This is a genomic window from Mesorhizobium sp. P2_H9, from assembly GCF_056403215.1.
Window position 1 is genome coordinate 129,063 of record NZ_JBFUFX010000008.1, and the last position, 23,819, is coordinate 152,881.

28 protein-coding genes are annotated in these 23,819 nt (G+C 61.1%); 14 read left to right on the forward strand and 14 right to left on the reverse strand.

Annotation, left to right across the window (positions count from 1 at the left end; translation table 11 throughout):
- Positions 1–9: 9 nt before the first annotated feature.
- A complete protein-coding gene (locus AC1DXN_RS16330) occupies positions 10–1,086 on the reverse strand; it encodes a class I SAM-dependent methyltransferase (RefSeq protein ID WP_477274766.1) in 1,077 nt (358 codons plus the stop codon).
- Positions 1,087–1,258: 172 nt separating this feature from the next.
- On the opposite strand from AC1DXN_RS16330, the gene AC1DXN_RS16335 reads away from it, so the two are divergent.
- The 3 genes from AC1DXN_RS16335 to AC1DXN_RS16345 all read left to right on the forward strand — a co-directional run bounded on the left by AC1DXN_RS16335 (position 1,259) and on the right by AC1DXN_RS16345 (position 4,130).
- Positions 1,259–2,167, forward strand: a complete 909-nt coding sequence (locus tag AC1DXN_RS16335; RefSeq protein WP_477274764.1) for a LysR family transcriptional regulator — start codon at positions 1,259–1,261, stop codon at positions 2,165–2,167.
- A 44-nt stretch (positions 2,168–2,211) separates the two neighbouring features.
- Complete coding sequence (locus tag AC1DXN_RS16340) at positions 2,212–2,571, forward strand: hypothetical protein (protein ID WP_477274762.1); 360 nt, start codon at positions 2,212–2,214, stop codon at positions 2,569–2,571.
- A gap of 188 nt (positions 2,572–2,759) precedes the next feature.
- Positions 2,760–4,130: a chloride channel protein gene (locus AC1DXN_RS16345; RefSeq protein WP_477274760.1), complete on the forward strand. Its 1,371-nt coding sequence runs from the start codon at positions 2,760–2,762 to the stop codon at positions 4,128–4,130.
- A gap of 12 nt (positions 4,131–4,142) precedes the next feature.
- Here the strand turns inward: AC1DXN_RS16345 and AC1DXN_RS16350 are convergent, their stop codons facing one another.
- The 11 genes from AC1DXN_RS16350 to AC1DXN_RS16400 form a co-directional block, all read right to left on the reverse strand.
- Positions 4,143–4,664 (reverse strand): GNAT family N-acetyltransferase, encoded by a 522-nt coding sequence (locus AC1DXN_RS16350; protein WP_477274758.1) that lies wholly within the window; start codon positions 4,662–4,664, stop codon positions 4,143–4,145.
- The gene (locus tag AC1DXN_RS16355; protein ID WP_477274756.1) at positions 4,661–5,101 is read right to left on the reverse strand and encodes a GNAT family N-acetyltransferase; all 441 of its coding nucleotides are present in this window, start codon (positions 5,099–5,101) and stop codon (positions 4,661–4,663) included. The genes AC1DXN_RS16350 and AC1DXN_RS16355 overlap by 4 nt, the downstream gene beginning before the upstream one ends.
- Complete coding sequence (locus tag AC1DXN_RS16360) at positions 5,098–5,592, reverse strand: DoxX family protein (protein ID WP_477274754.1); 495 nt, start codon at positions 5,590–5,592, stop codon at positions 5,098–5,100. Before AC1DXN_RS16360 ends, AC1DXN_RS16355 begins: the two co-directional genes overlap by 4 nt.
- Positions 5,593–5,825: 233 nt before the next feature.
- Entirely contained in the window at positions 5,826–6,371 is a 546-nt protein-coding gene (locus AC1DXN_RS16365; protein WP_477274752.1) for a carboxymuconolactone decarboxylase family protein, read from the reverse strand.
- A 153-nt stretch (positions 6,372–6,524) separates the two neighbouring features.
- Positions 6,525–6,848, reverse strand: coding sequence for a hypothetical protein (locus AC1DXN_RS16370; RefSeq protein WP_477274750.1), 324 nt, complete (start codon positions 6,846–6,848; stop codon positions 6,525–6,527).
- Between the two features lie 421 nt (positions 6,849–7,269).
- Positions 7,270–7,455: a hypothetical protein gene (locus AC1DXN_RS16375; protein ID WP_477274748.1), complete on the reverse strand. Its 186-nt coding sequence runs from the start codon at positions 7,453–7,455 to the stop codon at positions 7,270–7,272.
- A 190-nt stretch (positions 7,456–7,645) separates the two neighbouring features.
- Entirely contained in the window at positions 7,646–8,119 is a 474-nt protein-coding gene (locus AC1DXN_RS16380; protein ID WP_477274746.1) for a DoxX family protein, read from the reverse strand.
- An 11-nt stretch (positions 8,120–8,130) separates the two neighbouring features.
- Entirely contained in the window at positions 8,131–8,910 is a 780-nt protein-coding gene (locus tag AC1DXN_RS16385; protein ID WP_477274744.1) for an HvfC/BufC family peptide modification chaperone, read from the reverse strand.
- Positions 8,897–9,919: an MNIO family bufferin maturase gene (gene bufB / locus AC1DXN_RS16390; protein ID WP_477274742.1), complete on the reverse strand. Its 1,023-nt coding sequence runs from the start codon at positions 9,917–9,919 to the stop codon at positions 8,897–8,899. Before bufB ends, AC1DXN_RS16385 begins: the two co-directional genes overlap by 14 nt.
- 42 nt (positions 9,920–9,961) lie before the next feature.
- Positions 9,962–10,231, reverse strand: coding sequence for a BufA1 family periplasmic bufferin-type metallophore (locus AC1DXN_RS16395; protein WP_378916685.1), 270 nt, complete (start codon positions 10,229–10,231; stop codon positions 9,962–9,964).
- A gap of 229 nt (positions 10,232–10,460) precedes the next feature.
- A complete protein-coding gene (locus tag AC1DXN_RS16400) occupies positions 10,461–11,345 on the reverse strand; it encodes a patatin-like phospholipase family protein (protein ID WP_477274740.1) in 885 nt (294 codons plus the stop codon).
- 220 nt (positions 11,346–11,565) lie between these two features.
- On the opposite strand from AC1DXN_RS16400, the gene AC1DXN_RS16405 reads away from it, so the two are divergent.
- The 6 genes from AC1DXN_RS16405 to AC1DXN_RS16430 all read left to right on the forward strand — a co-directional run bounded on the left by AC1DXN_RS16405 (position 11,566) and on the right by AC1DXN_RS16430 (position 15,989).
- Positions 11,566–11,856, forward strand: a complete 291-nt coding sequence (locus tag AC1DXN_RS16405; protein WP_477274738.1) for a hypothetical protein — start codon at positions 11,566–11,568, stop codon at positions 11,854–11,856.
- 194 nt (positions 11,857–12,050) lie between these two features.
- On the forward strand, positions 12,051–12,326 hold the full coding sequence (locus AC1DXN_RS16410; RefSeq protein WP_477274736.1) for a hypothetical protein: 276 nt from the start codon (positions 12,051–12,053) through the stop codon (positions 12,324–12,326).
- A 215-nt stretch (positions 12,327–12,541) separates the two neighbouring features.
- The gene (locus AC1DXN_RS16415) at positions 12,542–13,456 is read left to right on the forward strand and encodes a LysR family transcriptional regulator (protein ID WP_477274734.1); all 915 of its coding nucleotides are present in this window, start codon (positions 12,542–12,544) and stop codon (positions 13,454–13,456) included.
- Positions 13,457–13,647: 191 nt separating this feature from the next.
- Positions 13,648–14,130: a cupin domain-containing protein gene (locus AC1DXN_RS16420; protein ID WP_477274732.1), complete on the forward strand. Its 483-nt coding sequence runs from the start codon at positions 13,648–13,650 to the stop codon at positions 14,128–14,130.
- A gap of 92 nt (positions 14,131–14,222) precedes the next feature.
- On the forward strand, positions 14,223–15,425 hold the full coding sequence (locus tag AC1DXN_RS16425) for an MFS transporter (RefSeq protein WP_477274730.1): 1,203 nt from the start codon (positions 14,223–14,225) through the stop codon (positions 15,423–15,425).
- Positions 15,426–15,524: 99 nt separating this feature from the next.
- On the forward strand, positions 15,525–15,989 hold the full coding sequence (locus tag AC1DXN_RS16430; protein WP_477274728.1) for a DUF302 domain-containing protein: 465 nt from the start codon (positions 15,525–15,527) through the stop codon (positions 15,987–15,989).
- Positions 15,990–16,023: 34 nt separating this feature from the next.
- Here AC1DXN_RS16430 and AC1DXN_RS16435 read toward each other — a convergent pair whose 3' ends face one another.
- On the reverse strand, positions 16,024–16,941 hold the full coding sequence (locus tag AC1DXN_RS16435) for a LysR family transcriptional regulator (RefSeq protein WP_477274726.1): 918 nt from the start codon (positions 16,939–16,941) through the stop codon (positions 16,024–16,026).
- 247 nt (positions 16,942–17,188) lie between these two features.
- Here AC1DXN_RS16435 and AC1DXN_RS16440 point away from each other — a divergent pair, with 247 nt between their 5' ends.
- The 5 genes from AC1DXN_RS16440 (at position 17,189) to AC1DXN_RS16460 (ending at position 22,808) form a co-directional block, all read left to right on the forward strand.
- Positions 17,189–17,971: a 3-hydroxybutyrate dehydrogenase gene (locus AC1DXN_RS16440; protein ID WP_477274724.1), complete on the forward strand. Its 783-nt coding sequence runs from the start codon at positions 17,189–17,191 to the stop codon at positions 17,969–17,971.
- 27 nt (positions 17,972–17,998) lie between these two features.
- Complete coding sequence (locus AC1DXN_RS16445; RefSeq protein ID WP_477274722.1) at positions 17,999–19,156, forward strand: patatin-like phospholipase family protein; 1,158 nt, start codon at positions 17,999–18,001, stop codon at positions 19,154–19,156.
- A 142-nt stretch (positions 19,157–19,298) separates the two neighbouring features.
- Positions 19,299–20,597, forward strand: coding sequence for an NAD(P)/FAD-dependent oxidoreductase (locus tag AC1DXN_RS16450; RefSeq protein ID WP_477274956.1), 1,299 nt, complete (start codon positions 19,299–19,301; stop codon positions 20,595–20,597).
- Between the two features lie 19 nt (positions 20,598–20,616).
- Positions 20,617–21,963 (forward strand): dihydrolipoyl dehydrogenase family protein, encoded by a 1,347-nt coding sequence (locus tag AC1DXN_RS16455; RefSeq protein ID WP_477274720.1) that lies wholly within the window; start codon positions 20,617–20,619, stop codon positions 21,961–21,963.
- A 161-nt stretch (positions 21,964–22,124) separates the two neighbouring features.
- Positions 22,125–22,808, forward strand: a complete 684-nt coding sequence (locus tag AC1DXN_RS16460) for a peroxiredoxin-like family protein (protein WP_477274718.1) — start codon at positions 22,125–22,127, stop codon at positions 22,806–22,808.
- Here the strand turns inward: AC1DXN_RS16460 and AC1DXN_RS16465 are convergent.
- Positions 22,792–23,697: a LysR family transcriptional regulator gene (locus tag AC1DXN_RS16465; RefSeq protein ID WP_477274716.1), complete on the reverse strand. Its 906-nt coding sequence runs from the start codon at positions 23,695–23,697 to the stop codon at positions 22,792–22,794. The two genes, AC1DXN_RS16460 and AC1DXN_RS16465, sit on opposite strands and share 17 nt — an antisense overlap.
- Positions 23,698–23,819: the final 122 nt, after the last annotated feature.

Consider the following 23,819-nt stretch of genomic DNA (forward strand, 5'->3'; position numbering starts at 1 on the left):
TGTCGAACCTTAGGGACGTGCCTCAAGAACCATGTTGAACGGCGTCTCAGTGGCGCGGCGGAAGCGTTTGAAGCCACCGCCGGTCACCACTTTGCGCAGCCTAGCTTCGCCCGCCTGGGCGCCGAGCCCGAGCCCGACTTCTTGAGAGAGCGACGCAGGCGTGCAGATGAACGTCGAGGCGGCGTAGTAGATACGACCGACCGGGTTGAGGTTTGCCGAAAGCTGATCGTTGGCGAAGGGCTCGACGATCATCCAGGTGCCGTTCGGCTTCAGCGCCTTGTGCACATGTTTAGCAGCGCCTTCAGGATCGCCCATGTCGTGCAGGCAGTCGAAGAAAGCGACGAGATCGTAGGTGCCGGGGAAATCCTTGGCCGCCGCTAGCTCGAAGCGCGTGTTGCCGACGACCCCGGCCTCATTGGCCGCGGCGCGAGCCCGTTCGATGGACGGGGCATGATAATCGAAGCCGGTGAAGCGCGAATTCGGGAAGGCCTTGGCCATCAGCACGGTTGAGGCGCCGTGGCCGCAGCCGACATCGGCGACGTCTATGCCCCGCTCCAGCTTGTCTACGACGCCGTCGAGCGCCGGCAGCCAGGAGCCTATCAGATTGGCGTTGTAGCCGGGCCGGAAGAAGCGTTCCGTGCCACGGAAAAGGCAGGCGCTGTGATCGTGCCAGCCCAAGCCCTTGCCTGATCGGAATGCCTGCCGCACCTTCTCCTCGTCGAGCCATAGCGTCGAGACGACCTCGAAGGCGCCGGCCATGAAGGCGGGGCTGTCCTCGTTGACGAAGACCTGCTCCTGTTCGGGGCTGAGATAGAAGCTGTCGCCGGCCTCGTCATATTCGACATAGCCGGCGGCCGCCTGTGCCGACAACCATTCGCGGACCAGGCGCTCCTGAGTGCCGGTCTTCTTGGCAAGCTGTCCGGCGGTCATCTTGCCGCCTTCGCTCATGGCCGCGAAAAGGCCAAGCCTGTCGCCCAGCAACACCGCAGCCCCGGTGGTGATGGCGCCGAGATCGCCAACCATCTTTCCAAGCAGCGCCTCCAGCTTCTCCTGGTCGGGCTGGTTCTCCTTGTTGCGCTTCAGCATCGGCTTTCTCCTCCGGCTCGATCCCAAACATTCGCCAAGGCGGCACGCCTGATCCCGCCGTCGGGATGGCCTCGCCATGGACAGCAGGTAAACTTTACCTAAGGATGGTAGCCGCCGATAATGCCGAATTCTGATTGCGGCGATGCATGCCGGGCATCAATGGGGATATGTCATGGAAATGCACGAAATTCGCTATTTCCTGGCAGCCTGCCAGACGCTCAACTTCCGTCGCGCGGCCGAGTTCGTGCACGTCACCCAGCCGGCGCTCACACGCGCCATACAGAAGCTTGAAGCGGAACTCGGTGGCCTCCTCTTTCATCGCGACAAAGGCCATGTCCAGCTCAGCGATTTCGGCCGGCTAATGCGGAGTCACCTCGACGAGATCGCCCAGCGCTCTGAACACGCCAAACGCACCGCCAGGAGCTTCCTGTCGCTCGAGACAGCGCCGGTGACGCTGGGCGTCATGTGCACTATCGGGCCGCTGCGCTTTATCGGCTTCCTCAATGCATTTCGCGAAAGGTTTCCGGGAATCGAGGTGACGGTGATCGAAGGCGCCGCTGACCACCTCACCGACCTTTTGCTGCAAGGCAAGTTGGACATCGCGCTTCTGGCACGGCCGGAGCCGTTCGACCATCGGCTGAGGGCGGAGCAGGTCTATACGGAGCGCTTCGGGCTCGCCTTCTCGACCGGGCATCCGTTCGAGACACGGAACACGCTGCAACTGACAGATGTGCGCAGCGAGCCCTATCTTGAGCGCATCAATTGTGAATACGGCAACCACATCGACGAACTCTGCCAAAACCTCGGCTTCGAGATCAAGAGCGCCTATCGCAGCGAGCGCGAAGACTGGATCCTCGCCATGGTCGCGGCTGGGATGGGCGTCTGTTTCATCGCTGAATTCTCTGCCAGCCAGCCGGGCGTCTGCCACAGGCTGGTCGTTGATCCCGAGATCGTGCGCGAAGTCTCGCTGGTTTCTGTCGCGGACCGCGCACCGTCACCCGCCATCTCCGCATTCGCCAAGGCGGTTATGGAGTATGACTGGCAAATGCCATTGGACGTTGCAGACCCGACCAACCTTTAAGGCAGCACGGCGATCACATCTTCGTGTCGATGTAACGGACGGCAATGCCCGGCGAACTCCCGAATGGGGCAACTGTGCCCCTGCAAAAAATGGGAGTGTTCCAAATGCATTCGATCAAGCTTGTTGTCGCCGCCAGCGTCGTCGCCCTTTACGCTTCTCAGGCATTTGCGGAGGACACGATGGGCACGATGTCCATGATGAAGGGCGGGCAGGTGACGGCAATCATGCCCGATGGGCACATGGGCACCATGATGCCTGATGCCAAGATGAGCGCCGAAATGATGAAAATGGCCAAGCCGGTGAAGCATTGCATGATGATGATGACCGACGCCAAGGGCAAAACCTACATGATCGACACGTCGACCAAGAAGGCCCAGGCCGAATGTGAAAAAATGGCGATGTAGAAGTTCCGGGCTTCGCCAGCGCCTTCTCCGCGCTGGCACGCCTGCTGGCGGGATGTCCCGTCTATCGACACCCTCAGACTTCATGTCGGCTAGCTCGTCACCGATCTCGCCTGCCAAGGCCTGAACGTTGGTAGGCTTGATCGGCTCGGAGGGTATGGTAGGCCCGGTCGATCATCAAGGAATCCGACATGGCAGGCATTTCGCGAAAACACCCGATGCTGCGGCGCTCGCAGGCGATGTGGGTTTCGCGGCGCGTTTGGCAACCCCGCATTGTCTTCTGGGCGGGCGCCATATCGATCGGGCTGATCAGCGTGCTGTTTGCGATGATGGCCGACAAAGCGCAGGCGCTGTTCCACGTCGTCACAGGCGACGATGGCGGCTGGCGTTTCTATCTGCCGCTGGTGATGACGCCGCTTGGCTTCGTGCTGTGCGCCTGGCTCGCGCATTCCTTCTTTCCGGGCTCGCAAGGCAGCGGCATTCCGCAGGCGATCGCCGCGCGTCATCTGCGCGACGACGAGGATCGCAGCCACATCCTGTCGCTGCGGCTGGTGATAGGCAAGATCGCGCTCACCGTCATTGGCCTGTTCTGCGGCGCCTCCATCGGCCGTGAAGGGCCGACCGTGCAGGTCGGCGCCTCACTGATGTTGCAGGCGGCGCGCTGGGGTGGCATGGCCCAGGCACGCGGCCTGATCCTGGCGGGTTCAGCCGCAGGCATCGCCGCTGCCTTCAACACGCCGCTCGCGGGCATCGTCTTTGCCATCGAGGAGATGGGCCGCACCTATGAGGCGCGCACCAACGGGCTGGTGCTGACGGCTGTCATCCTTGCGGGCCTCGCGTCTTTGGGCTTGCTTGGCAACTACACCTATTTCGGCGTCGCCACAGACACCGTGGCCTTTGCCGCCGACTGGCCGCTGGTGCTCGCCTGCGGCATCATCGGTGGCGGTGTCGGCGCGCTGTTCTCCCTGCTGGCGCTGAAAGCGACGAGGCGCATCCGGCGCTGGAACGCGTTGCAGCCGTTGTCGCGCGCCTTGGTCGTGGCGGCGGTCTGCGGTCTGGCTGTCGCGGTGATCGGCATCGCCTCCGGTGGCCTCACCTTCGGCACCGGCTACACGCAGGCGCGCGGCGCCATCGAGGGCGCGCCGCTGCCGGCGCTCTTCTTCGTGGAAAAATTCGCGGCCGGACTGCTGTCGATGGTGTCGGGCATTCCGGGCGGCATCTTCGCGCCGTCGCTGGCGGTGGGCGCGGGCCTCGGCAGCACACTCGGCCTATTGTTCGGCACCGCCACCGGCACCGCCGCGCTGCTCGGCATGGCCGGCTATTTCGCCGGCGTCGTGCAGGCGCCGATGACAGCCTTCGTCATCATCCTTGAAATGACCGGCAACCATGACAATGTCATCGCGCTGATGTGCGCGGCAGTGCTAGGCTACGGCACGGCACGACTGATTTCGCACGAGCCGCTCTACCATGCACTGTCGCGGGTCTTCATCGCCGAAGCAATCCGGCGGCGAAGATCCAGAGATATTGACGCGTCTGGCTCTATCGCTTCAAGTGGAATTTGAGTGCCGGGGCGCTCAAGTTTCAGAAAGAACAAGGCGCATCGCACAACGTCGGCTTGCTGGCATCCCGTGTTCGACTTCTCGACGCAGCACCTGACGAAGCCACTCTCCCGCTTGCGTATCGTCCAGCATCTGGAAGCCCAGCTTTTGGTAAAATGGGGCGTTCCAGATCACGTCGCGGAACGTGGTTAAGCTGAGGGCGACAAGGCCGCGGCCCCTCGCGTCCGCGATTGCCTTCTCAAGCAAGGCACGTCCGATACCCAAGCGCTGTCGATCAAGGCGCACGTCTAGTTCCCAGATGTGTAGTGTGTCGTCCTGGATCTCCGCGCCCAGGAAGGCGACCGGACGGTCGTCGTGCTCCACTGCGACCCAACATGTGCCCTTGGCGATCAGCTCGCGATAGCGCTCGACGGTCTGGTTGTCGTCATCGGCAATCCAGGCCAGCTCCGCAATCCGGCGGTAGGCCTCACCCGCCGACTGTTCGATGTCGGGTAATGCCTCAGCGTCAACCTCTCGCGCAATTCGATGGGTGGTCATGGGGTCACAGCCGCGGTTTTCAGTATTTTGCAGAGAATGACATTGGAATGTCCCTCGGGCCATTCGGCGAACTCGGCCACGCGCACGAAGCCCGCCTTTTCATACATTCCCGGCGCCTGAAAGTCGTGGCTCTGCACCCAGATCCGCCGAACGCCTCGAACGGCAGCCTCGGCGGCAAAAGCGTTCAACAGCTCTCGCGCATAGCCGCGTCCACGATAGGCCTCGTCGACCCACATCTGCTTGAGTTCGCAAGTGCCTGCCCAGGAATATCCAGTGGCAACGCCGACGATGCGTCCCGCCTCGTCCCGGATCACAAAGCCAAGGCCTTGGGCGTCATCGTGCCCTACTGCATGCCGGTTGTAGGCGTAGATACTCTCTTCAATGGCATCGATTTCAATCGCCGAAAGATCGTGCTGGGGTTGGGCGAGGATGGTCATCTTGAGCGTTCGATTCCCTTGGGCCCAACCAAGACCGTCTCAAGCGACAAACGGCCGGGACCGCCGACTGCAAGCGTTACAAGCCCGGCTAGGTAGAGCAGAATGATTTCGTAGCCGACTGGCCCGAACCTGACCCCGGCAGCTGTGACTTCGGCAAACTTCACCGAGAAGAATCCATATTGGGAATGGACGGTGAACAATGCGGTCAGCAGCACGATCGCCATCGGCACGCTGACGAGCGGAATAAACGCGCCCGCCAACACGGCAGCGCCCCCGACAAGTTCAACCAGCGTCGTCAGCCATGCCAGCAATTGCGGCATGGGAACACCCAGCGTCTGAAGCACGAGGCCAAAACTTTCCGGTCCCCTGCTGAGTTTGGCGTAGCCGTGGGCCAGAAAGCCGAAGCCCACGATCAACCTTATCGGCAATGGCGCCCAACCGGCAGCAGCATGGGAGGAAGAGAGCCTGGTTTTCGAGATGACTTCACGCAAATGCATAGCCGACATACTTTCGCTGTGTGGGGTGCGCCTAAGCGCGACCCCATCCGAGAAAGCCCAAGATGATGGGCTGGAATGACAGTCTGTTATTCGCCCCGCGACGGCTGACCGTTACGGCCTCACAGCAACGTGAGCGCCCCTGGGGATGGCTCTGCGAGAGCAGACCCGAAAATCGCCCGGCCAACCTTGAGTGGCGTGCCGGGCGCATAAGTGGAAAGCGTGGTCCGTCAGGCAGCTTCGGCGGCGCGAACGACAGGAAAGTCGATATCGGTCTCGGCCACATTGTTGATGAGGTTGGTCAGGAAGTTTTCGGCCACGACGGCGACAATCTCGATGATCTGCGCCTCGGAAAAGCCCGCCAGTTTCACGGCGGCAATGTCGGCGTCTTTTACCTTGCCGCGGGTCTCGGCCACCCTTGCCGCGAAATGTACCGCCGCGTTGGCCTTCGGATCGCTCGACGCGCCCTTGCGGTTGAGCGCGATCTCCTCGACGCCAATCTTTGCCAGGTTAAGGCCGAGATAAGTGTGGGCCGACAGGCAGTAGTCGCAGCCGTTTACCTGGGCAACCGCCAGCGCAATGCGTTCGCGGGTCTTTACGTCCAAGGCTCTGGTGAGCGCGCCGGACAAGCTGGTCATGCCCGCCAGAGCAGCAGGGCTTATGGAAACGAGGCGGAAAAGGCCGGGAACGACGCCAAGCTGCTTGTTCACGGCGTCGAGAATGGACTGCGAGGCGACCGGGGCTGCTTCGCGGGTTGGGATGGCAATGCGGGACATTACATATCTCTCCTGTTCGATGATGTCGGTGTGACAGGGAGCTACGTATGATCTTCCAGAATGTGAGAGTATTGGATACCTAAGAGATATAACCTCTCAATATCTGGAAGGGCTGCATCGTCTTTGGCCCTAATAGCCTTTGCCGCTGCGAAATCAGGGAATTTGATCGGGGAACGACAATTGGATGGTCAAGCCGGCGGGGTATCCTATCGTAAGCCCCGAAACGCGAACGTAAGGATTGGAAGCAAGTCGATCGCGAAGCTCCATCGCCCTCGTAACGGCCTTTTGAAGGTTCTCTCGTAGAACCTCCGGAGCGACTTCGCCGTTGGAAATCTTATATGACGGCAGCGTCTCCTCGATAAACGCAATATCGGCTGCAACTTGCGCGATGGTCTCTTCCCGGTTCATTTGATGTTGGGCTAACGCGGGACACGCCGACAACCCTATCACGCAGGTTGCAATGAGGCGCTTCAACATCGACTTCCTTCCGACCATCCCTGTTAGCATTGCGCACCCCAGGGGCTCATGCAAGGCGGGATGAATCGCGCAGAGCGCGATCTTGTGCAAGCCCGCAGGATGGCGCACGCCAGGACGCGCAAGGGCTTCGTTCCCCGACAGCAACGACATCGTCTTGCAACGCGTGGGTAGCGGGCTATTGCAAAGGGAAAAAAGCGACTTCCACTCGCTTGGCTAAGGCTTATCAGAATCGCTCAGCAGTCGCCACATCAAGGACCCCCACGGTAGTGGGTCAGTTTGAAATTGGTGGGGGCGATGATAGCGGCAAGCAATTCAGGCGGTGCAGCCAAACCTGCCACAACCTTATATATGGCGACGGTCGCAGCTACGAAGTGGTCTTCCGGGGTGCCGTTGTCGTTTTCCGGCAGTGGTCGGGGACGCTTCACTTGCGGATGATCCAATCAATGATGCCCGCATCAACGTGCGCGTTGTCTGTGAGTTCCCTCACCATGGCCCTGGCGTGTTCTGGCCACTTCGCTTCCGGTATATGAAGTTCCGCAACGGATGCCCAAAATGCGTTCCGAAGCACATGAAAATCGAATGCTGATACGGGCTGGTCGTCGTCCATTGCGGCGACATCATGCGCTTTAGCCAGTCATTCCGCCAGCCGGTTAAATCCGAGCCAACTTGTGACTTGTCTGGTCTCGCCATCCGGCGATTATAACGCATCGCCGGCCAAAGGGCAGGCTGAAAAAGCCTAGATTTCAAACTGACCCACTACCGACCCCGCGCTCGCGTTGTAACTGATTGCGGTTTCCTCATTTGCTCTGGCGGATGATCCGGTCGGCAACGTGGTCAAACGAGAACACACCAGCGCCACGCGTCAGCACGAGAAGCAGCAGCGAGGCCCACAGCAAATGCTCGGCCCAGTTCTCCGGGAACACGAAGATCTGGATAACTGAAACAACGCCGAGCAGCATCAGCGCGCCGAGACGTGAGAACAGCCCGAAGAACAGCAGCACCGAGCCGGTGATTTCGGCCGCCGTGGCCAGCGGCGCAGCGATTGCCGGATCGACGAAAGGCAGACTGTATTCGCTGGCGAACAGCTGCAGCGTCACCGGCCATGACGCAAGCTTCGACTGAGCAGATTGCCAGAATACGTGCGCGACCGCGATGCGGGCGGCGAGCTGGACAAGCGAAAATGGAATGCGTTCGGGCAACTTGATGGCCCGCCTGTAGAGGCCGACAAGGCCGTGCTGTGTGGACGCGGAATATTCAGGGATCGCGGTCATGATTATCTCCATCAGATTGGCAAAGGATGTGCGGGAGCCCGCACTTTGGTAACGAGGCCGTCGCCGAACAGGCGCACGAGTGCGGACACAAGATCGAACACGGGATCGAGCGCCAGAGCGCGGGCGATGGCCTGTTCCAGGCCAAGGCCATGCTTCAGTGCATGTCGGAACGCGAAATTCGCGCGATCGAGAAGCACCAGCCGCACGCTCTCGCCGGATCGCCAAAGCGCGACCCGTTCGGGCCGCCGCGTCCAATCCCCTGATCCGACAGCCGCTCCTTGATGCGCCGTCCAAACGGACAGGATCGACCAGTGCGAAACGATCAGCCGCAGGGATGGCTGCAGCACGATCTCGGGCGAGGGCCCCAGATCGGTGTTGTCATAGTCCGCGAGAGTGCAGGGCGGCAGCGAGGACGCGTCGAGCGCTTCGGCAATGGCCCATTCGAGCCGCGCAGTTTCGGCCACGACCGGCATGTCGGAAAGAGTGTCGATCGTTTTCAGGAAGCGTGGAAAGCCGGCACCATATCGCGCCAGTCGCGACTCTACGGGCGGATGGCGCCGAATGAACTCGCTCGCCACGAAACGGAAGAAGCGCTCATCGACGAGGCGAACCGTGACCGGAAAGACGGCCATCAACACTGCTGTCAGTGAGCTGCGCGTGTTGTTTTGATAGATGCGCAGCCTGGCAAGCGGATCGGCCTTGCCAGCGGTCAGCAGCTTTGCGGCATCGAACGGCTCTGTTGCGAGCACCGAACGCGCCAAGGTAGTCTGAAGGTGTTCAAGCGGCAGCATGGTATCCTCCCTGTTGTTCGAGCAACGATGGTATGACCGGCCCGGGCTTGGCGGCGGCAAACGCAGCGAGCACCGGCATGCCGCTTATCGCCTTGAAGGGGAGAACGGTCGGCGCGGCGCGCGGATTGGAGGCGGCTATGTGCCTTGCTGTCTGCTTGCGGTTGAACATGATCGACGCGGACAGCATGTCGGCCCACATTGCTTCACCGAGCAGGACGTCGAGAACGGGAACATCCGTATCCCACTCAATCAGCGTGGGTCGGGGTCCGAACCTGCTTATGGAGTGGTGATAAAGCGACCACACGACAGGCGGCACGCGCGAGCCGTGGTCGTCGATCAGCACGGTGTCGGTGCCGACCTGGGTCGTCGCGTGTCCGGCGAGGTGGATCTCGCCAATAGCTTCGGCGGGCAGCGCATCGATGAAGGCGATCGCGTCGTATTGAAGGTTATGTGCCGAGACCTGCACATTGTTCACATCGAGCAACAGGCCGCAGCCGGTCCGCGCCACGAGCGCGCTCAGGAATTGTGCCTCGTCCATCGAGGAATCCGTGAAGGCCAGATAGGCCGAGAGGTTCTCGATCAGCACTTGCCGCTTCAACGTGCTCTGCAAGGTGTCGACATTGCGCGCCACGATCGCCAGCGCCTCTTCGTCGTAGCGAAGCGGCAGCAGGTCGTTCAGATAGGCGCCGTCGGCGACGCTCCAGGCAAGATGTTCGGAAACAAGGTCCGGCTGGAACCGCTCGCAGACCATGCGCAATCTCTTGAGATGGTCCTGATCTAGTCCTTGGGCGCTGCCCAAGGACAGGCCGACGCCGTGAACCGATAGCGGGTAGATTTCGCGCAGTCTCTCCAGCGCATGGACGGCGGCGCCGTCGCCCATGTAGTTTTCGGCATGAACTTCGAGCCAGCCTGCAGAGGGCCGCCGGGTCAGCATCTCGCCGATGTGGGGCGAGCGCAGACCGATGCCCGCAGTGACGGGGATCGCGAGAGGCTGAAATGCACGGGACATCGGTCGGCTCCTTCCAGGGGTTGGCTCGAAGTTCTGGATCGCTCAGGCTTTCGGCTTGTCGCTGCCGCCGGTGATCTTGGCGCAACTGCCGGCAGGCACGTAAAGCCAAGAATCCGGCTGGTTGTCGGCAGTGGAAGTGCCGGCGCAGGAATGAGTCGCGGTCTGGCAATCGTTCTGGCCAGCCTTGACGACGCCGTAGCACTTCTCGAACGAGAAGTTAGGCTGGGCGGCGGGACCGCTATAGGCGGCTGTAGCGGCGAGCGACGTGGCGGCTGCGAGAGCCGATCCGATGAGGGTTTTGGTGTTGATCACAGACGTGTCTCCTGGTTGCGTTTCGAGGGAAAGACTGGCCTTGCGGCCTGTCTGTAAGCAGTGTCCCCGATCGGCCGCCCAAGCTGAAATGCTGTCTCGGCATGGATTTGATACGCCGCCACTATGTTGAAGCGGCACCAAGCAAAAAGGCCCTCCGGCGGGGAGCCGGAGGGCCTTGCGCCTGCGTTGGAGAAGGGACAGGCAGGCGCGGCTAGGCGGGGGGAGGCGCCTAGGCGTATTGGCTTTTGCTGTCGAGGGCAGTGCGGTTACCCACGAGGGCTTGATCGGCGAGAAGCCAGTCCTCGGCTCGTTGCCGTCCTCTGTCACGGATTTCGGTCAGCTCACCCCAGTCGATCCAGGGTCTTGTGAACAGGGCGGCGCTGGGCCGATACTGACTGTCGAAGATATACTGGACCAGCGTGGACTTCAGCGCACCATGACTGGCAGCGGTGCGGCTATCCGGGGACGCTGCCAGAAATCCTGAGGGCCGACCGGCGATAATCAGCAGACGGTCTGCCTCAACCGACTGAACCGATGACAAAGCCGAACGGTCGCTGTCGCCCCAATAGGTTTCGCCGTCGATCTCCACGGCCGGGAAGAGGAATGGGATTGTGGCCGCCGCCAGGATCGCGTCGATCGACAATTGATCGCTCGTGAACACCTTTGCGGCATCGGTAAGAGCATTCGAAGCCAGGATACTGAGTTTCACAGGGCAGCCTTTCTTGCGCATCTCCGCAATGTCGATTGACTGTTCCAGTATCGATCTCAGGGGATTGGCCATACTGGCCGCCAATATCGATGAGTGACTGACGCGTCGCCAGAAATTGGTGAGCGCCGTCCGTGCGCCACGCTGTCCGCCAAGGGCCAGGCCATAGGCCAGCACCGCCGCCTCCATTGCGCCGAAGCCCGACGCGGTGATGTTGCCGAAGGAAAGGCCGGGCTCGTCTAGAAAGCGGTCGAGGACACCCCAGACAAAGGCGCCGTGTGTTTCATTCGTCAGGACAAGGTCGATGGACTGTGTGCCGCGCGCACTTGCTGAGCCGTTCAGCAAGGGTCCTGCATCAGCCATCATGGCAATGGTGGACCCGATTTCGGGTGTGGCTCTGGCACGCATCTCTGGTCTCCATCCCATAACGCCAAGCGACGGCGATTGATGAAGAGACTGCCCGACCTTTCTTTTGTTGCGAAATGCCAAGGTGGCATGAACTCCATAGGCAGATTGCATTGGCTGCAATTGCGCGCGGGCGGCAAGGTTCGTTCAGGCAAACAAAACAACACGATTTTGATTGCTTTGAACCAGCGCCTTAGCGGTCGCCTGGGCAGCTCTTCAGCGCATGGAGGAACGTATCATGAGAATTAGCACTGTCTGTCTGGCGGTTGTTGCTCTCGGTCTTTTTGCCGGGGCCGCTGCTGCCGACCCGCTCAGTGATTTCGCGTCATTCCCGACTTTTTACACAGATGCCGGGATGAAAACGATGAAGCCAATGGCTGGGTTCAAGAAGGCGTGGCTCGCCATACCAAAAGGCGACCGGGCCGCGATGAAGAAGGCCTGCAACGAGCCGGCGATGAGCAAGGCGCACGCCCCGTTCTGCGCAAACGTGCGGGCGCTCGGCGGCGCCAACTGAGCTGCAACGCGCCGGATAGCATCCGCGGGATGCAGAACCGGCATAAACTCCATACGCAGATTGCATTGGCTTCAAAGCCGCCCTGGCAGCAAAGTTCGTCTCGGCAAGGAGGAACCGCAGAGTTTTCAATTCCTGCCGATAATTACCGCAGTCGTCGATGGGACGATTGCTCAACTCCAGAGAAGGATCTTACCATGAATATCAAAGCTATTTGCCTCGGTGCATTTGCACTTTCCGTTCTGGGTGGCGTTGCATTCGCCGGCGCACTCGATGAACCTTCGAACATGCAGCCCTTCTTCACCGACGCCAGCATGAAGACGATGAAGTCGGATGATGAGTTCAAGGCGGCCTGGAGTGCAATGGCGCAGGACAAGCGGGATGCCATGAAGAAGGAATGCAACGACGCAGCGATGAGCAAGCCTCATGCTGTGTTTTGCGAGAAGGTTCATAAAATCGGCGGCAACAGCTGAGCGTCGTCTGCCTTCCAAAACATGATGGCGAGCAAGTGCTCGCCATCATCAATTTTGGAGGGTTCGTTGGTTCGTTGCCCCCGATGAAGCGGCGCAAACAATGCGCCATGACGGGCCGCTATCGACTTTATAGCCGCCGTGCATTGGCCCGACGAAACGGTTTGCGACAGGGTTCATAGCCAGCAAAAGCATCTGCAGTCGAGGGACGAGTCGGCATGGACATTCATCATATCCGCTACTTCCTTGCCGTGTGCGAGACCCGGAACTTCACGCGCGCTGGTGAAAAGTGCAATGTCACGCAACCGGCACTGTCGCGTGCAATTCAGCAGCTGGAGGACGAGGTCGGCGGCCTGCTGTTTCGCCGCGAACGAAATCTGACCCACCTGACCGATCTGGGTGTTCTGCTGCGGCCCCGCTTCCAGCAAATCCTCGACGAGCTGACCGGCGTGCGGCAGGAGGCATCCCGCTTCCTCTGCCTGGAAAATGCCAACCTCAAGGTCGGCGTCATGTGCACCATCGGGCCTCGCCGGTTTACCGGCCTGCTGGCCGACTTCAACAGGCGTCAGCAAGGCATCCAGCTCCAGCTGGTGGAGGGCGTTCCGGCGTCGCTTTCTCAACTTCTCGAATCCGGTGAGATCGACGTCGCCATCATGGCGTCGAGTGACAATTTTCCGGACCGGTTCGACGTCACGCCGCTCTATCGCGAGCGCTTCGTCCTTGCGTTTCCAAACGGCCATCGGCTGGCCCGCAACGCCAATGTCGCCATTTCCGAACTCGACGGGGAAAACTACCTCAGGCGCCTGAATTGCGAGTATCGCGATCATCTTGCCGGCTTGTGCAACGATCGTGGCGTCAAGCTCAGGATCTCCTATGCCAGCGAGCGTGAGGACTGGATCCAGAATATGGTTTCCGGGGGCCTCGGAATCTGCTTCATTCCCGAGTTCAGCGCGGTGATCCCCGGCCTGCAAGTGAGACCGGTCATCGATCCCGAGGTCTGGCGGGAGGTATCGCTGGTGGTCGTCGCTGGGCGCAGGTTCTCGCCGGCTGCTTCGGCCTTCGTCAGCAGCGTCAAGGCGCATGGCTGGACGACTAGCGCCATACCTGTGGCAATCCGCAAAACCGCTGCGTAAATATATCCCAAGCTTCGTTATATTTGAGATCCGGGTTCTCGCGGTCCCTGCATGTCTTTGGAAATGGCCACGATAGTTTTCAGGTATCGAATTGAGAGCCAGGCAGCATTTCTCTTTCGTCGATGAGCCGGTCACTCTCCTTGTCATGCCCCGCCTCCCGCGTTTGGGCACCGACAAAGGAGAAATACGAAATGGCTACCAAGAAACTCAATCTGGTATTTGCGTTGGGCCTGCTCTCGGCGACCGCAGCATTTTCCGCGGTGCCGGCCTTCGCCGGAGACTGCCCGGCCGGCCAGGCCGCGACCACGGACATTCAGGAGCATCCCAGCAAGCCGGTTGGCGTGACCGACGATGTGCTTTCGGCAATCGATCTCAGCCCCAAGGGCGATGCCTGGAAAGGCAACATGCTGCGTCTTCGCAAGCTCGTCGTTCAGCCCGGCGGTGTCGTGCCGTGGCATGAGCACAACGTCCGCCCAGCCAACATCCTGGTCGTCGAGGGCTCGATCACCGAATATCGCAGCACCTGCAAGGTGGGGATCGAGCACCCGGCCGGCGACGTGACCGCCGAGTTCGGTCAGCTCGCCCATTGGTGGAAGAACAACGGCAAGGTTCCCGCGGTGCTCTATTCGGCCGACGTCCTGCCACCGGCGATGCACGAAGATCACATGATGTAGGCCGCGTCTTTTGACGACGTCTTCCCTTAACCGGCCATTGAAAGCGCGTCCTCGGGCAGCCGCCTGGGGACGTGTGGCCACGGAGTCCTGTCATGACGACCGGTGAATTGACTGAACCAACGCGGCTCCGAATGGTTGCCGCGGACAGCCGACGCTTCGGCCTGATTGCCCTGATCGCGTTCCTGACGCTTGTCGATCTTTTCGCCACTCAGGCCATATTGCCGTCGCTGGTCATCAAGTTTGGCGTCAGCCGCGCCACGATGGGTTTCGCGGTCAATGCCAGCACCTTCGGCATGGCCGTCGCCGGCATCGCGGTTGCGCTTTTCGGGCGCGGTATCGATCGTCGCAATGGCATCTGGATCAGCCTGGCCGTCCTGGCGATACCGACGACACTGCTTTCGCAGACCGACAACATAATCACGTTTGCCTTGCTGCGGGTCGCGCAGGGTCTGTGCATGTCGACCGCTTTTACGTTGACGATGGCATACCTGGCCGAACACTTTTCAGCGCGGCAGACGACCAGCGCGCTTGCGGCCTATGTGACCGGCAACGTCGCCAGCAATTTCTTCGGACGGCTGATGTCGGCCGCCGTCGCCGACACGTTCGGCATCTCGACCAATTTCCTCACCTTCGCGGCTCTCAACCTGATTGGCGCTGCGCTTGTCTGGTTCACGCTGCAGAAGACATCGGCAATGATGCAAGCCGACCCGGCGGGCGGAGCCCCGCGCTCGGCCTGGAAAGGCCCGTTGATGCATGCCGAATTGCGCGCCTGTTTTGCCATAGGCTTTCTCATTCTGTTCGTTTTCATAGGCACGTTCACCTATGTCAATTTCCAGCTGGTCGCCCCGCCGCTCGCCTTGTCGCCAATGGTGCTGGGCCTGGTCTATTTCGTCTTCCTGCCCTCCATGCTGACCACGCCGCTCGCCGGGCGCGTTGCTGCCGGCCTGGGTCCCAGGGTGGGGATTGGCGCCACGCTTGCGATGGCGATCGCCGGCCTGCTTCTGCTGCTCACCACCAGCCTGCCGATTGTCCTTCTTGGCATGGCGTTGATCGCCGTCGGCACCTTCCTGGCGCAAGCGATAGCCACCGGCCATGTCAGCCGGACGGCATCGCGTGATCGCACTGCGGCAAGCGGCATTTACCTCGCATCGTATTACGCGGGCGGGTTAGCCGGCAGTTTCGTGCTCGGCCAGATCTATGACCGGGTTGGCTGGACCGCATGTGTGGCGGTGCTCGTCGCGGTGCTTGCCTGCGCGGTTGCTGTCGCGCAGGTGCTGAAGACGCCAACAGTCTGACCGGCATGACCGGCGGACCGAAGAAATGCGCGCCAGCGAGCAAGGCGCCGTGAATTCCAACGCTCAACTGAACGTCACAACAAACAGAAGGAGACTGATATGACCATCTATCTGAAAACCCTGATCGCCGGCGCTGCCATGCTGATGGCGATCGTAGTCCCCGCCGCCGCCTCGGATGGCGTCGTCACGGTGAAGAGCGTTTACTCCGTTGCTGAAACTGTTGCCCGCATCAAGAAGGATGTCCTCAAGAAAGGCATCATGTTCTTCGGCGTCATCGATCAGGCGAAGCTTGGCAAGAACGCCGGCAACGATGTCAGGCCGTCGCGTCTGGTGATGTTTGGCAACCCGGCGCTTGGAACCACTTTCATTACGTCCAATCCGGAAGCCGGTCTCGATTGGCCGGTGCGCGTGCTGGTCTATCAGACGGCTGACGGCGGGGTTTATGCCGCCTATACCGATTTCGACTGGATCGCCAAGCGCCACGGCATTACGGATCGCGTCGCTCAGTTCAAGATGGCCACGGAGGTCATCCAATCGGTGACATCGACGATCAAGAAGAACTGAGTGGCCAAGACGCCGGCCGTTTTCAGCGAAGGGGTTATTCGGCGGCAGCGGCGGGCAAGGTGCTCGCCGGTTCCCCGAACCATTTCTTCTGCACTGCCTCTCGAACGAGTGCGCCGACCGCCTGCGAGTGCCTGCGGCCGCGCACAGTGACGAGATTGACCTCGCGCCAGAATTCCGGCTCGGTGATGGGCAGGCCTACGACACCTGGATGGTTGACGGAATGCTGTGGCATGAAACCGAAGCCCAGTCCGGCCGCAATCATCGACAGCGTCCAGTCATCCCGGTCGCTCCAATAGACCGGACTCACCGTCACACCCTGTTCCGACAGTATGGCATCGGCGTAGCCGGCGAATTCGCAATTGTTGCGGTGAATGTAGCTTTCGCTGTTCATGTCCCTGACGCGAACGCAAGGCTGGTTGGCCAGCCGATGCGCCGGATGGATGGCCATCACCATCTGTTCGCGGAAAAGTGGCAAGGTATGCACTTCGTCGTCGGGCGTGTTCGAAGGCAAGGCGTAGATAGCCACTTCGAGATCTCCCGCCAGGAGCCTTCGCCGCAAGCTGTTGGCGTCGGCATCGCAAAGGTGCAGCTCCACGCCAGGATGGCGGGCGCGCACGGACGAGATCAGTTCGACAATTTCGTCCGGTGCGATCGTGCTCATGATGCCCACCCTGAGGGGCGCCTTCTTCATGTGCACGTATTGGTCGGCGATCTGCTTGGCGAGTTGTGAATTCTCGAACACGCCCTCGAGGTAGGTTTCGACCATGCGACCGAGCTCGGTGAGGTGGGTGTTGCGCCGCTCGCGATGGAACAGCTCACCACCGAACTCGTCTTCAAGCAGCTTGATGGCGCGCGAAAGCGCCGGCTGGGTGACGTTGCATACTTCGGCGGCCCGGGTGAAATTCAGCTCCCGGGCAACGGCCAGAAAATACCTGACTTGGCTGATCTCCACTGCACGATCCCACAAACGCGCATCGCAGCACCCCCACCGCAATGGCGCAGCATACCGGTTGCCCTTGCGTCAAACAAGGCGACCTTGCTCCGCCAAGGAAATGAGGCCGGCTCTGATTGGTGGCTATCGAATCCATGTTCCAACGGCATTTCCGATGCTTGGGACGAGCGGTCATACTTTCATCAACAGAAAGCACTCGGCGGCAGGCGGTCATGGCCTGCTATCGCCCGGTTCGAAGGACACCATCATGCTCAAAGGAAAAACCGCGCTCATCACAGGGTCCACCAGCGGCATCGGCCAGGGTATCGCCGAAGCCTTTGCCGCCAAAGGCTGCAACATCATCCTCAACGGTTTCGGCGACGCCAAGGAGGTCGAGAAGCTGCGGGCAAGGATTGCCGCCGAGCATGGCGTGACCGTTCGTTATGACGGCGCCGACATGAGCAAGGGTGATGCCATCACCGCGATGATGGACAAGGCGATCGCCGAGTTCGGTGCGGTCGACATCCTGGTCAACAATGCCGGTATCCAGCATGTCGCGCCGATCGACGAGTTTCCGATCGAGAAATGGGAAGCGGTGGTCGCCATCGACCTGATGTCGTCCTTCTATACGATCCGCCGCGCGCTCCACGCAATGAAAGAGCGAAAATGGGGGCGCATCATCAATGTCGCGTCGGCGCATGCGCTGGTCGCGTCGCCCTACAAATCCGCCTACGTCGCCGCCAAGCACGGCGTCGCCGGCTTGACCAAGACGGTTGCGCTGGAAGTCGCCGAGCAAGGCATCACCGTCAACGCGGTCTGCCCTGGATACGTGCTGACTCCGCTGGTCGAAAAGCAGATACCGGACACCGCCAAGGCGCGGGGGATCACCGAGGAACAGGTGATCAAGGACGTGCTTCTGGCGGCGCAGCCGACCAAGCAGTTCGTGACTGTTGCCCAGGTTGCAGCACTCTGCCTGTTCCTGGCTTCCGACGATGCAGCCTCGATCACCGGCGCCATCATGCCGATCGAGGGTGGCTGGACGGCGCACTGAACCCCGAAAATGAGGAGCGAAAAGCTCATGAACAAGATCTCGCGAAATCCGTCCATGTCCGAAGCAGCGCCAGATGTAAGCCACCAGCCGGACAATCCCGCCAAGCGCCAGACAGTTCTGGTCCTTCAGGGCGGCGGCGCGCTAGGCGCCTATCAGGCCGGCGTCTACCAGGCGCTCGTCGAGGGCGGCATCGAACCGGATTGGGTTATCGGCACGTCGATCGGCGCCATCAACGCCGCGCTGATCGCGGGCAACGAGCCGAAGGATCGGTTGCCGAAGCTCCGGGAATTCTGGGACGGCGTCAGCCGCAGCAGCCCGCTCGACGAGTTTTTCGCGATGATGGTTCCAAGCAACATCTTTGCCAATATGGGCACGGTGATGCGTGGCATACCGGGTTTCTTCGAACCGAACCCAAGCGCCATGTTCGGGGTCAACCGCGAAGTAGGTGTGGAGAACGCCTCCTACTACACCACCGATCCGCTCAAGCGGACGCTGAATGACCTGATTGACTTCGACTACCTCAATCGGCGTCATACGCGGCTCACCGTTGGCGCTGTCAACGTCAACACCAGCGAACTCAAATACTTCGATACCCGTGAGATGAGCCTTTCAGCGGCGCACATCATGGCGTCTGGCGCTCTACCTCCAGCCTTTCCGGCAGTCTGCATTGATGGCGAGCCTTATTGGGACGGCGGCATCTATTCGAACACGCCAATCGAGGTGGTGCTTGACGCACGCCCACGGCAGGACGCGCTGATCTTCGCGGTCAACATGTGGCAACCCAGCGGCACCGAGCCGAAATCGATCTGGCAGGTGATGGGGCGGCAGAAGGACCTTCAGTTCGCCAGCCGCGGCAAAAGCCATGTGGCCCGGCAGGAGCAATTGCATCGTCTGCGACACGTCGTGCGCGAATTGGGGAAGCTCGTCCCCGAAGAACGGCGCGAAGACCCGATGTTCAGGGAATTGGCCTCCTATGGCTGCCCGTCCGTCATGCACCTGGTCAGGCTGCTTTCGCCGCGTCTCGATGGCGAAGACCACACCAAGGACATCGACTTCACCCGGGCAGGTATCCGCACGCGCTGGCAGGCTGGATACGAGCACGGGCAGCGCGTCCTCTCGGAAAAGCCGTGGGAATGCGACGTCGACATGCTGCAGGGCATCGTGATCCACGAGTCGCAAGAGTGAATTGTTCCAGCGCTCGGTCGCGCTGGACAAACTTACGGAGACTCCGATGCAAATCATCACGCCCGGCATGCGGCTTGTTCCAGAAGCGGTGCTCGCCAACGACGCTGCGCTTTTCCGAAAGATCGCGGAAACGCCATCGCATATGGATCGGTCGCTGCATCGCGTGGTGATCGTCGGCGGCGGCGCCGGCGGGCTGGAGCTAGCGACACGTCTCGGCCGCAAGTTCGGCAAGCGACAGCTCTCGGTCACCCTGGTCGATCGCAACCGCACGCATGTGTGGAAGCCGCTGCTACACGAGGTTGCCTCGGGCACCCTGAACGCATCGACGGATGCGATAGAATACATCGCGCATGCCAGCCGCCACCACTATCGATACCGGATTGGCGAGGTCGTCGGCATCGACCGCGTCAAGCGCCAGGTCTTCGTTGCCCCCAGCTTCGACGACGATGGCCGACAGATCATCCCGCCGCGGGTGCTTGGCTACGATACGCTTGTCATGGCCGTCGGCAGCGTCTGCAACGATTTCGGAACGCCGGGCGCACTGCGCAACGCAATTGCGCTCGATACAGCGAGCCAGGCGGCCCGCTTCAACCGGCGCATGATTGACGCCTGCCTGCGGGCCAACGCGCAATACGAGCAGCTGTCGCCAGGGCAGCTCCATTGCGTGATCGTTGGCGCCGGAGCTACCGGCGTTGAACTGGCGGCCGAATTGCACAAGTCGATGCGCGAGATCGCATCCCACAACCTCGACAACATCGATTTCGACAAGTTGATCCGCATCACGATCATCGAGGCGGGGCCGCGCATCTTGCCAGCTTTGCCGGAACACATTGCGCGCGCTTCCGCGCATCTGCTTCGCGACCTCGGCGTCCAGATACGCTGTGGGATCAAGGTCACCGAAGTGACGGCGGACGGTGTCAGGCTCGGCGACAAGATGTTTGTCGCGGCCGAGCTTGTCGTCTGGTCCGCCGGAATCAAGGCACCGGATTTCCTTGGACATCTGGACGGTCTTGAGACCGATCGCATCAATCGTCTGATGGTCGATGACACGTTGCGGGCCAAGGGCGACGAGAACGTATTTGCCATTGGCGACTGCGCCAATTGCGTTCTTCCCGGAGGCGATAGCCCGCTGCCACCACGCGCGCAGACCGCTCATCAGCAGGCCGACCACCTCGTCAAGGTCATCGCCGCGCGCGTCAAGGGACAACCGGCGCCGGCGTTCCGCTACCGCGACTACGGTTCACTGGTTTCGCTCGCCGACTATGGCGCATTCGGCAGCCTGATCGGCGGATTGAAGATCGAAGGACTGCTTGCCCGACTGATGTATCGCTCGCTCCACAAGATGCATCTGACGGCTGTGAACGGGACCTTCAAGACCGCGCTGGACGCGATCGCCGCGACCCTGGCGCGCCGCACCAAGCCTCGGGTCAAGCTGCATTGAATCTCGGGAGGGCAAGACGGTGGAAAACTACGATGTCGTGATCCTCGGCGGCGGCAATGCCGGCATGGGCGTGACGGTCGCGACACGCGCGGCCGGCCTGTCGGTGGCGATGGTCGAGGCGCGCGATCTCGGCGGCACTTGCCCCAATCGTGGATGCACGCCGAAGAAGGTTCTGGTTGCAGCCGCGCATGCACTGCACGATATCGAGCGCGCCGGCCAGCATCGCATCGCTGTCGGCAAGCCGGAGCTTGACTGGGCGGGGTTGATTGCCCGCGAGAAGGACATCATCCGCAATATTCCGGATCGCCTCTCCGGCGTGATGGCCAGGCGTGGCGTCGATGTCATTTTCGGCAAGGCCGCGTTCATCGGCAGCCATACCATCAGCGTCGATGGCCGTAGGCTCGAAGCGAAGAACATCGTGATCGCAACCGGCTCGAAACCCCGATCGTTGCCTATCTCCGGGGCCGAACATATGACCACCTCGGACGATGTCCTGAACGATCCTGTGCTGCCTCGCGATGTCGTGTTTGTTGGCGGTGGCGTCATCGCCTTCGAACTCGGCCACGTCTATGCGCGTGCCGGAGTGACGGTGACAATTCTCGAAGCGCTGCCGCATCTGCTCGGCAATCTCGACGCGGACGCTGTCGCGCAGATCCGCAGCGAGAGCGAGCGCATCGGCATTCGGCTGCTCACGCTAGCCTGGGTCAAGCGGATCGACAGTTCCAAAGGGCGCTTGCGCGTGACCTTCGCGATCGATGGCAGCGAGTCCACGATAGACGCCGATCGGGTCGTGAACGGCGCAGGACGGGTCGCCAATGTCGATGGACTCGATCTTGGCGGGGGCGTTGTCGTGCAGCAGGAAGGGCGCATTGAAATCGACGAGCACCTGCGCTCTCGATCCAATCCGGATGTCTATGTCTGCGGCGACGCAGTCTGGAACTCACCGCAATTGTCACCCGTAGCGACCTATGAGGGAACACTCGTCGGTCGCAATATCGTCGACGGACCTATCCACCGGCCCGACTATTCCCACATACCGGCGTCTGTCTACACGGTCCCGGCTGTCGCCAGCATCGGGTTGACCGAGGCCAAGGCGAGGGAGCAGGGGCTCGCCATCGAGGTGTATGTGAATGACATGCACGACTGGCTGTCGGCCAGGACCCATGCCGAAACCGCGGCGTGGTCGAAGATTATTGTCGAGCAATCCACGGACAAGATCGTTGGCGCACATATTGTGGGCCATGGCGGCGAAGAGCTGATCCATCTATTTGCGCTTGCCATGAAGCACGGCATCACGGCATCGCAAGTCCGCGACATGGTCTACGCCTTCCCGACCTTCTCCGCCGACATAAGGAACATGATGTAACGATCGGAACGCAGGCGGCGAACAGAATACGAACCCCGCGTGCCCTGATGCATCCTGGGCATCGAAACGATGCAAGGAAAGCATGACCCCGCCCGACGAGCTCCGATGATAGGGTGTTCGCAGTCCATGAAAGTGCAGAAATGGCCGCCGACGATCAGGCAATGACATTTGAACAGTCCGTCCAGGCTGCCATAGAACTTGATGCGCCCCTCAATGAGCGACTGGCGGTGGTTGCCGCGGCGGTCCGCCGCCTGAACCCTGATTTCGCCGACGCGGTAGACCGCCTGGTGGCGCGCCTGGAGCAGCAAGGGGCAGGTGCCATGGCGCCGAAGCCCGGCGATGTCATGCCAGGGTTCCTGCTGCCTGACGACGAGGGCAGACTGGTTGGCCTGGCTGAGATCCTTCTACAAGGCCCCGCCGTCATCACCTTCCAGCGCGGGCACTGGTGTCCCTATTGCCGGTTGAATGCGGTTGGCATCGTCGAGGCTCAGCAGGAGATCGCGGCCCTTGGCGGCCAGGTCGTGGCAATCATGCCCGAGCGGCGCAGGTTCGCGAAGGCGATGAAGGCAGCCGTAGGCGCCAAATTTCCATTCCTGACCGACATGGACAATGGCTACGCCCTGTCCCTCAACCTTGCGATCTGGATCGGGGCCGAGATGGAGCGGTTGATGGGCGTTGCCTATGATCTCCCGAACTACCAGGGCAATGCCAGCTGGTTCCTGCCGATCCCCGCGACTTTCATCGTCGGAACGAACGGCATCATCACGGATCGCTTCGTCGACCCCGACTACCGTCGGCGCATGGACATCGACGACCTGATCGCGGCGCTCAGGCGGGCTCGCTGACGCCAAAGGTCGACCAGTCGGTCGACCGCAACAGGTTGAGCAGCGTCGTGGCCACGGGCGAACGATGGCGGCCGGCGACGGCATAGACGGCGACAATCCTGGATATCTCGACGTCCCGCAACTTAAGTCTGCGGATATTCGGCGACCGCGGTGCGGTCACGGAAACGAAGCCAACGCCGGCATTGGCTTCCAGCAGCGCCAGCAGATCGTGGTCGGTCTCGACCTCATGCGCTATCCGTGGCGTCAGCCCATTCGCCGAAAGGCAGCGCGACAGCTCCTCGCTCGTTTCCCAATCGATCCTGCGGAGCACAGGCTCCGCGGCTAGCTGGCTCAGCGCGACGTCGGCCTCGTTGCGGCGGGCAAGCGGATGATCGGAATTCACGACAAGCTCTATGCCCTCCTGGAACAGCGGCCATGTGTCGAGCCGGTCCCATACCGCCCCCAGCGGGCCTGCAACGGCCAACTCGACCTCGCCGTTCTTCAGCGCATTGACGACAGCGGTCGGTGAACCACGGTTGATCTTGAGGTGGACTCCAGGATAGGCCCGGAAAAGCTCCGTAAACGGCGAAACCAGAAGTGCGATGTTGACGCTGTTGGAAATGGTGACGTTAAGGGGAGCCACGTCGCTGCTTTGCACCGCCTTGGCGAGCGATTTAGCGGACGTAGCAGCATCGTAACACTGCTGCAGCAAGGGCAGCATGCGTCGTCCAAGTTCGGTCAGATGGGAATGCTGGCGCTCGCGCCGAAGGAGCTCTCCACCCAACTCGTCTTCAAGTGTCTTGATCGCGCGCGTCAGCGCAGGCTGCGTGACGTTGCACTCTTCAGCTGCCCTGGTGAAGTTCAAGGTGCTGGACAGGGCCAGGAAATAGCGGACCTGTTGCATCTCCATGAAATTTCGACCCCTCAGCGAAATGGTCTATCAGCGATGGTGCATACTTGAAGTTAACGCAATGGGTCTTTTTCAGCAAAAGTGGCCTGCACCATAGGTGCGAATGGCAGCGGCGCCAAGGC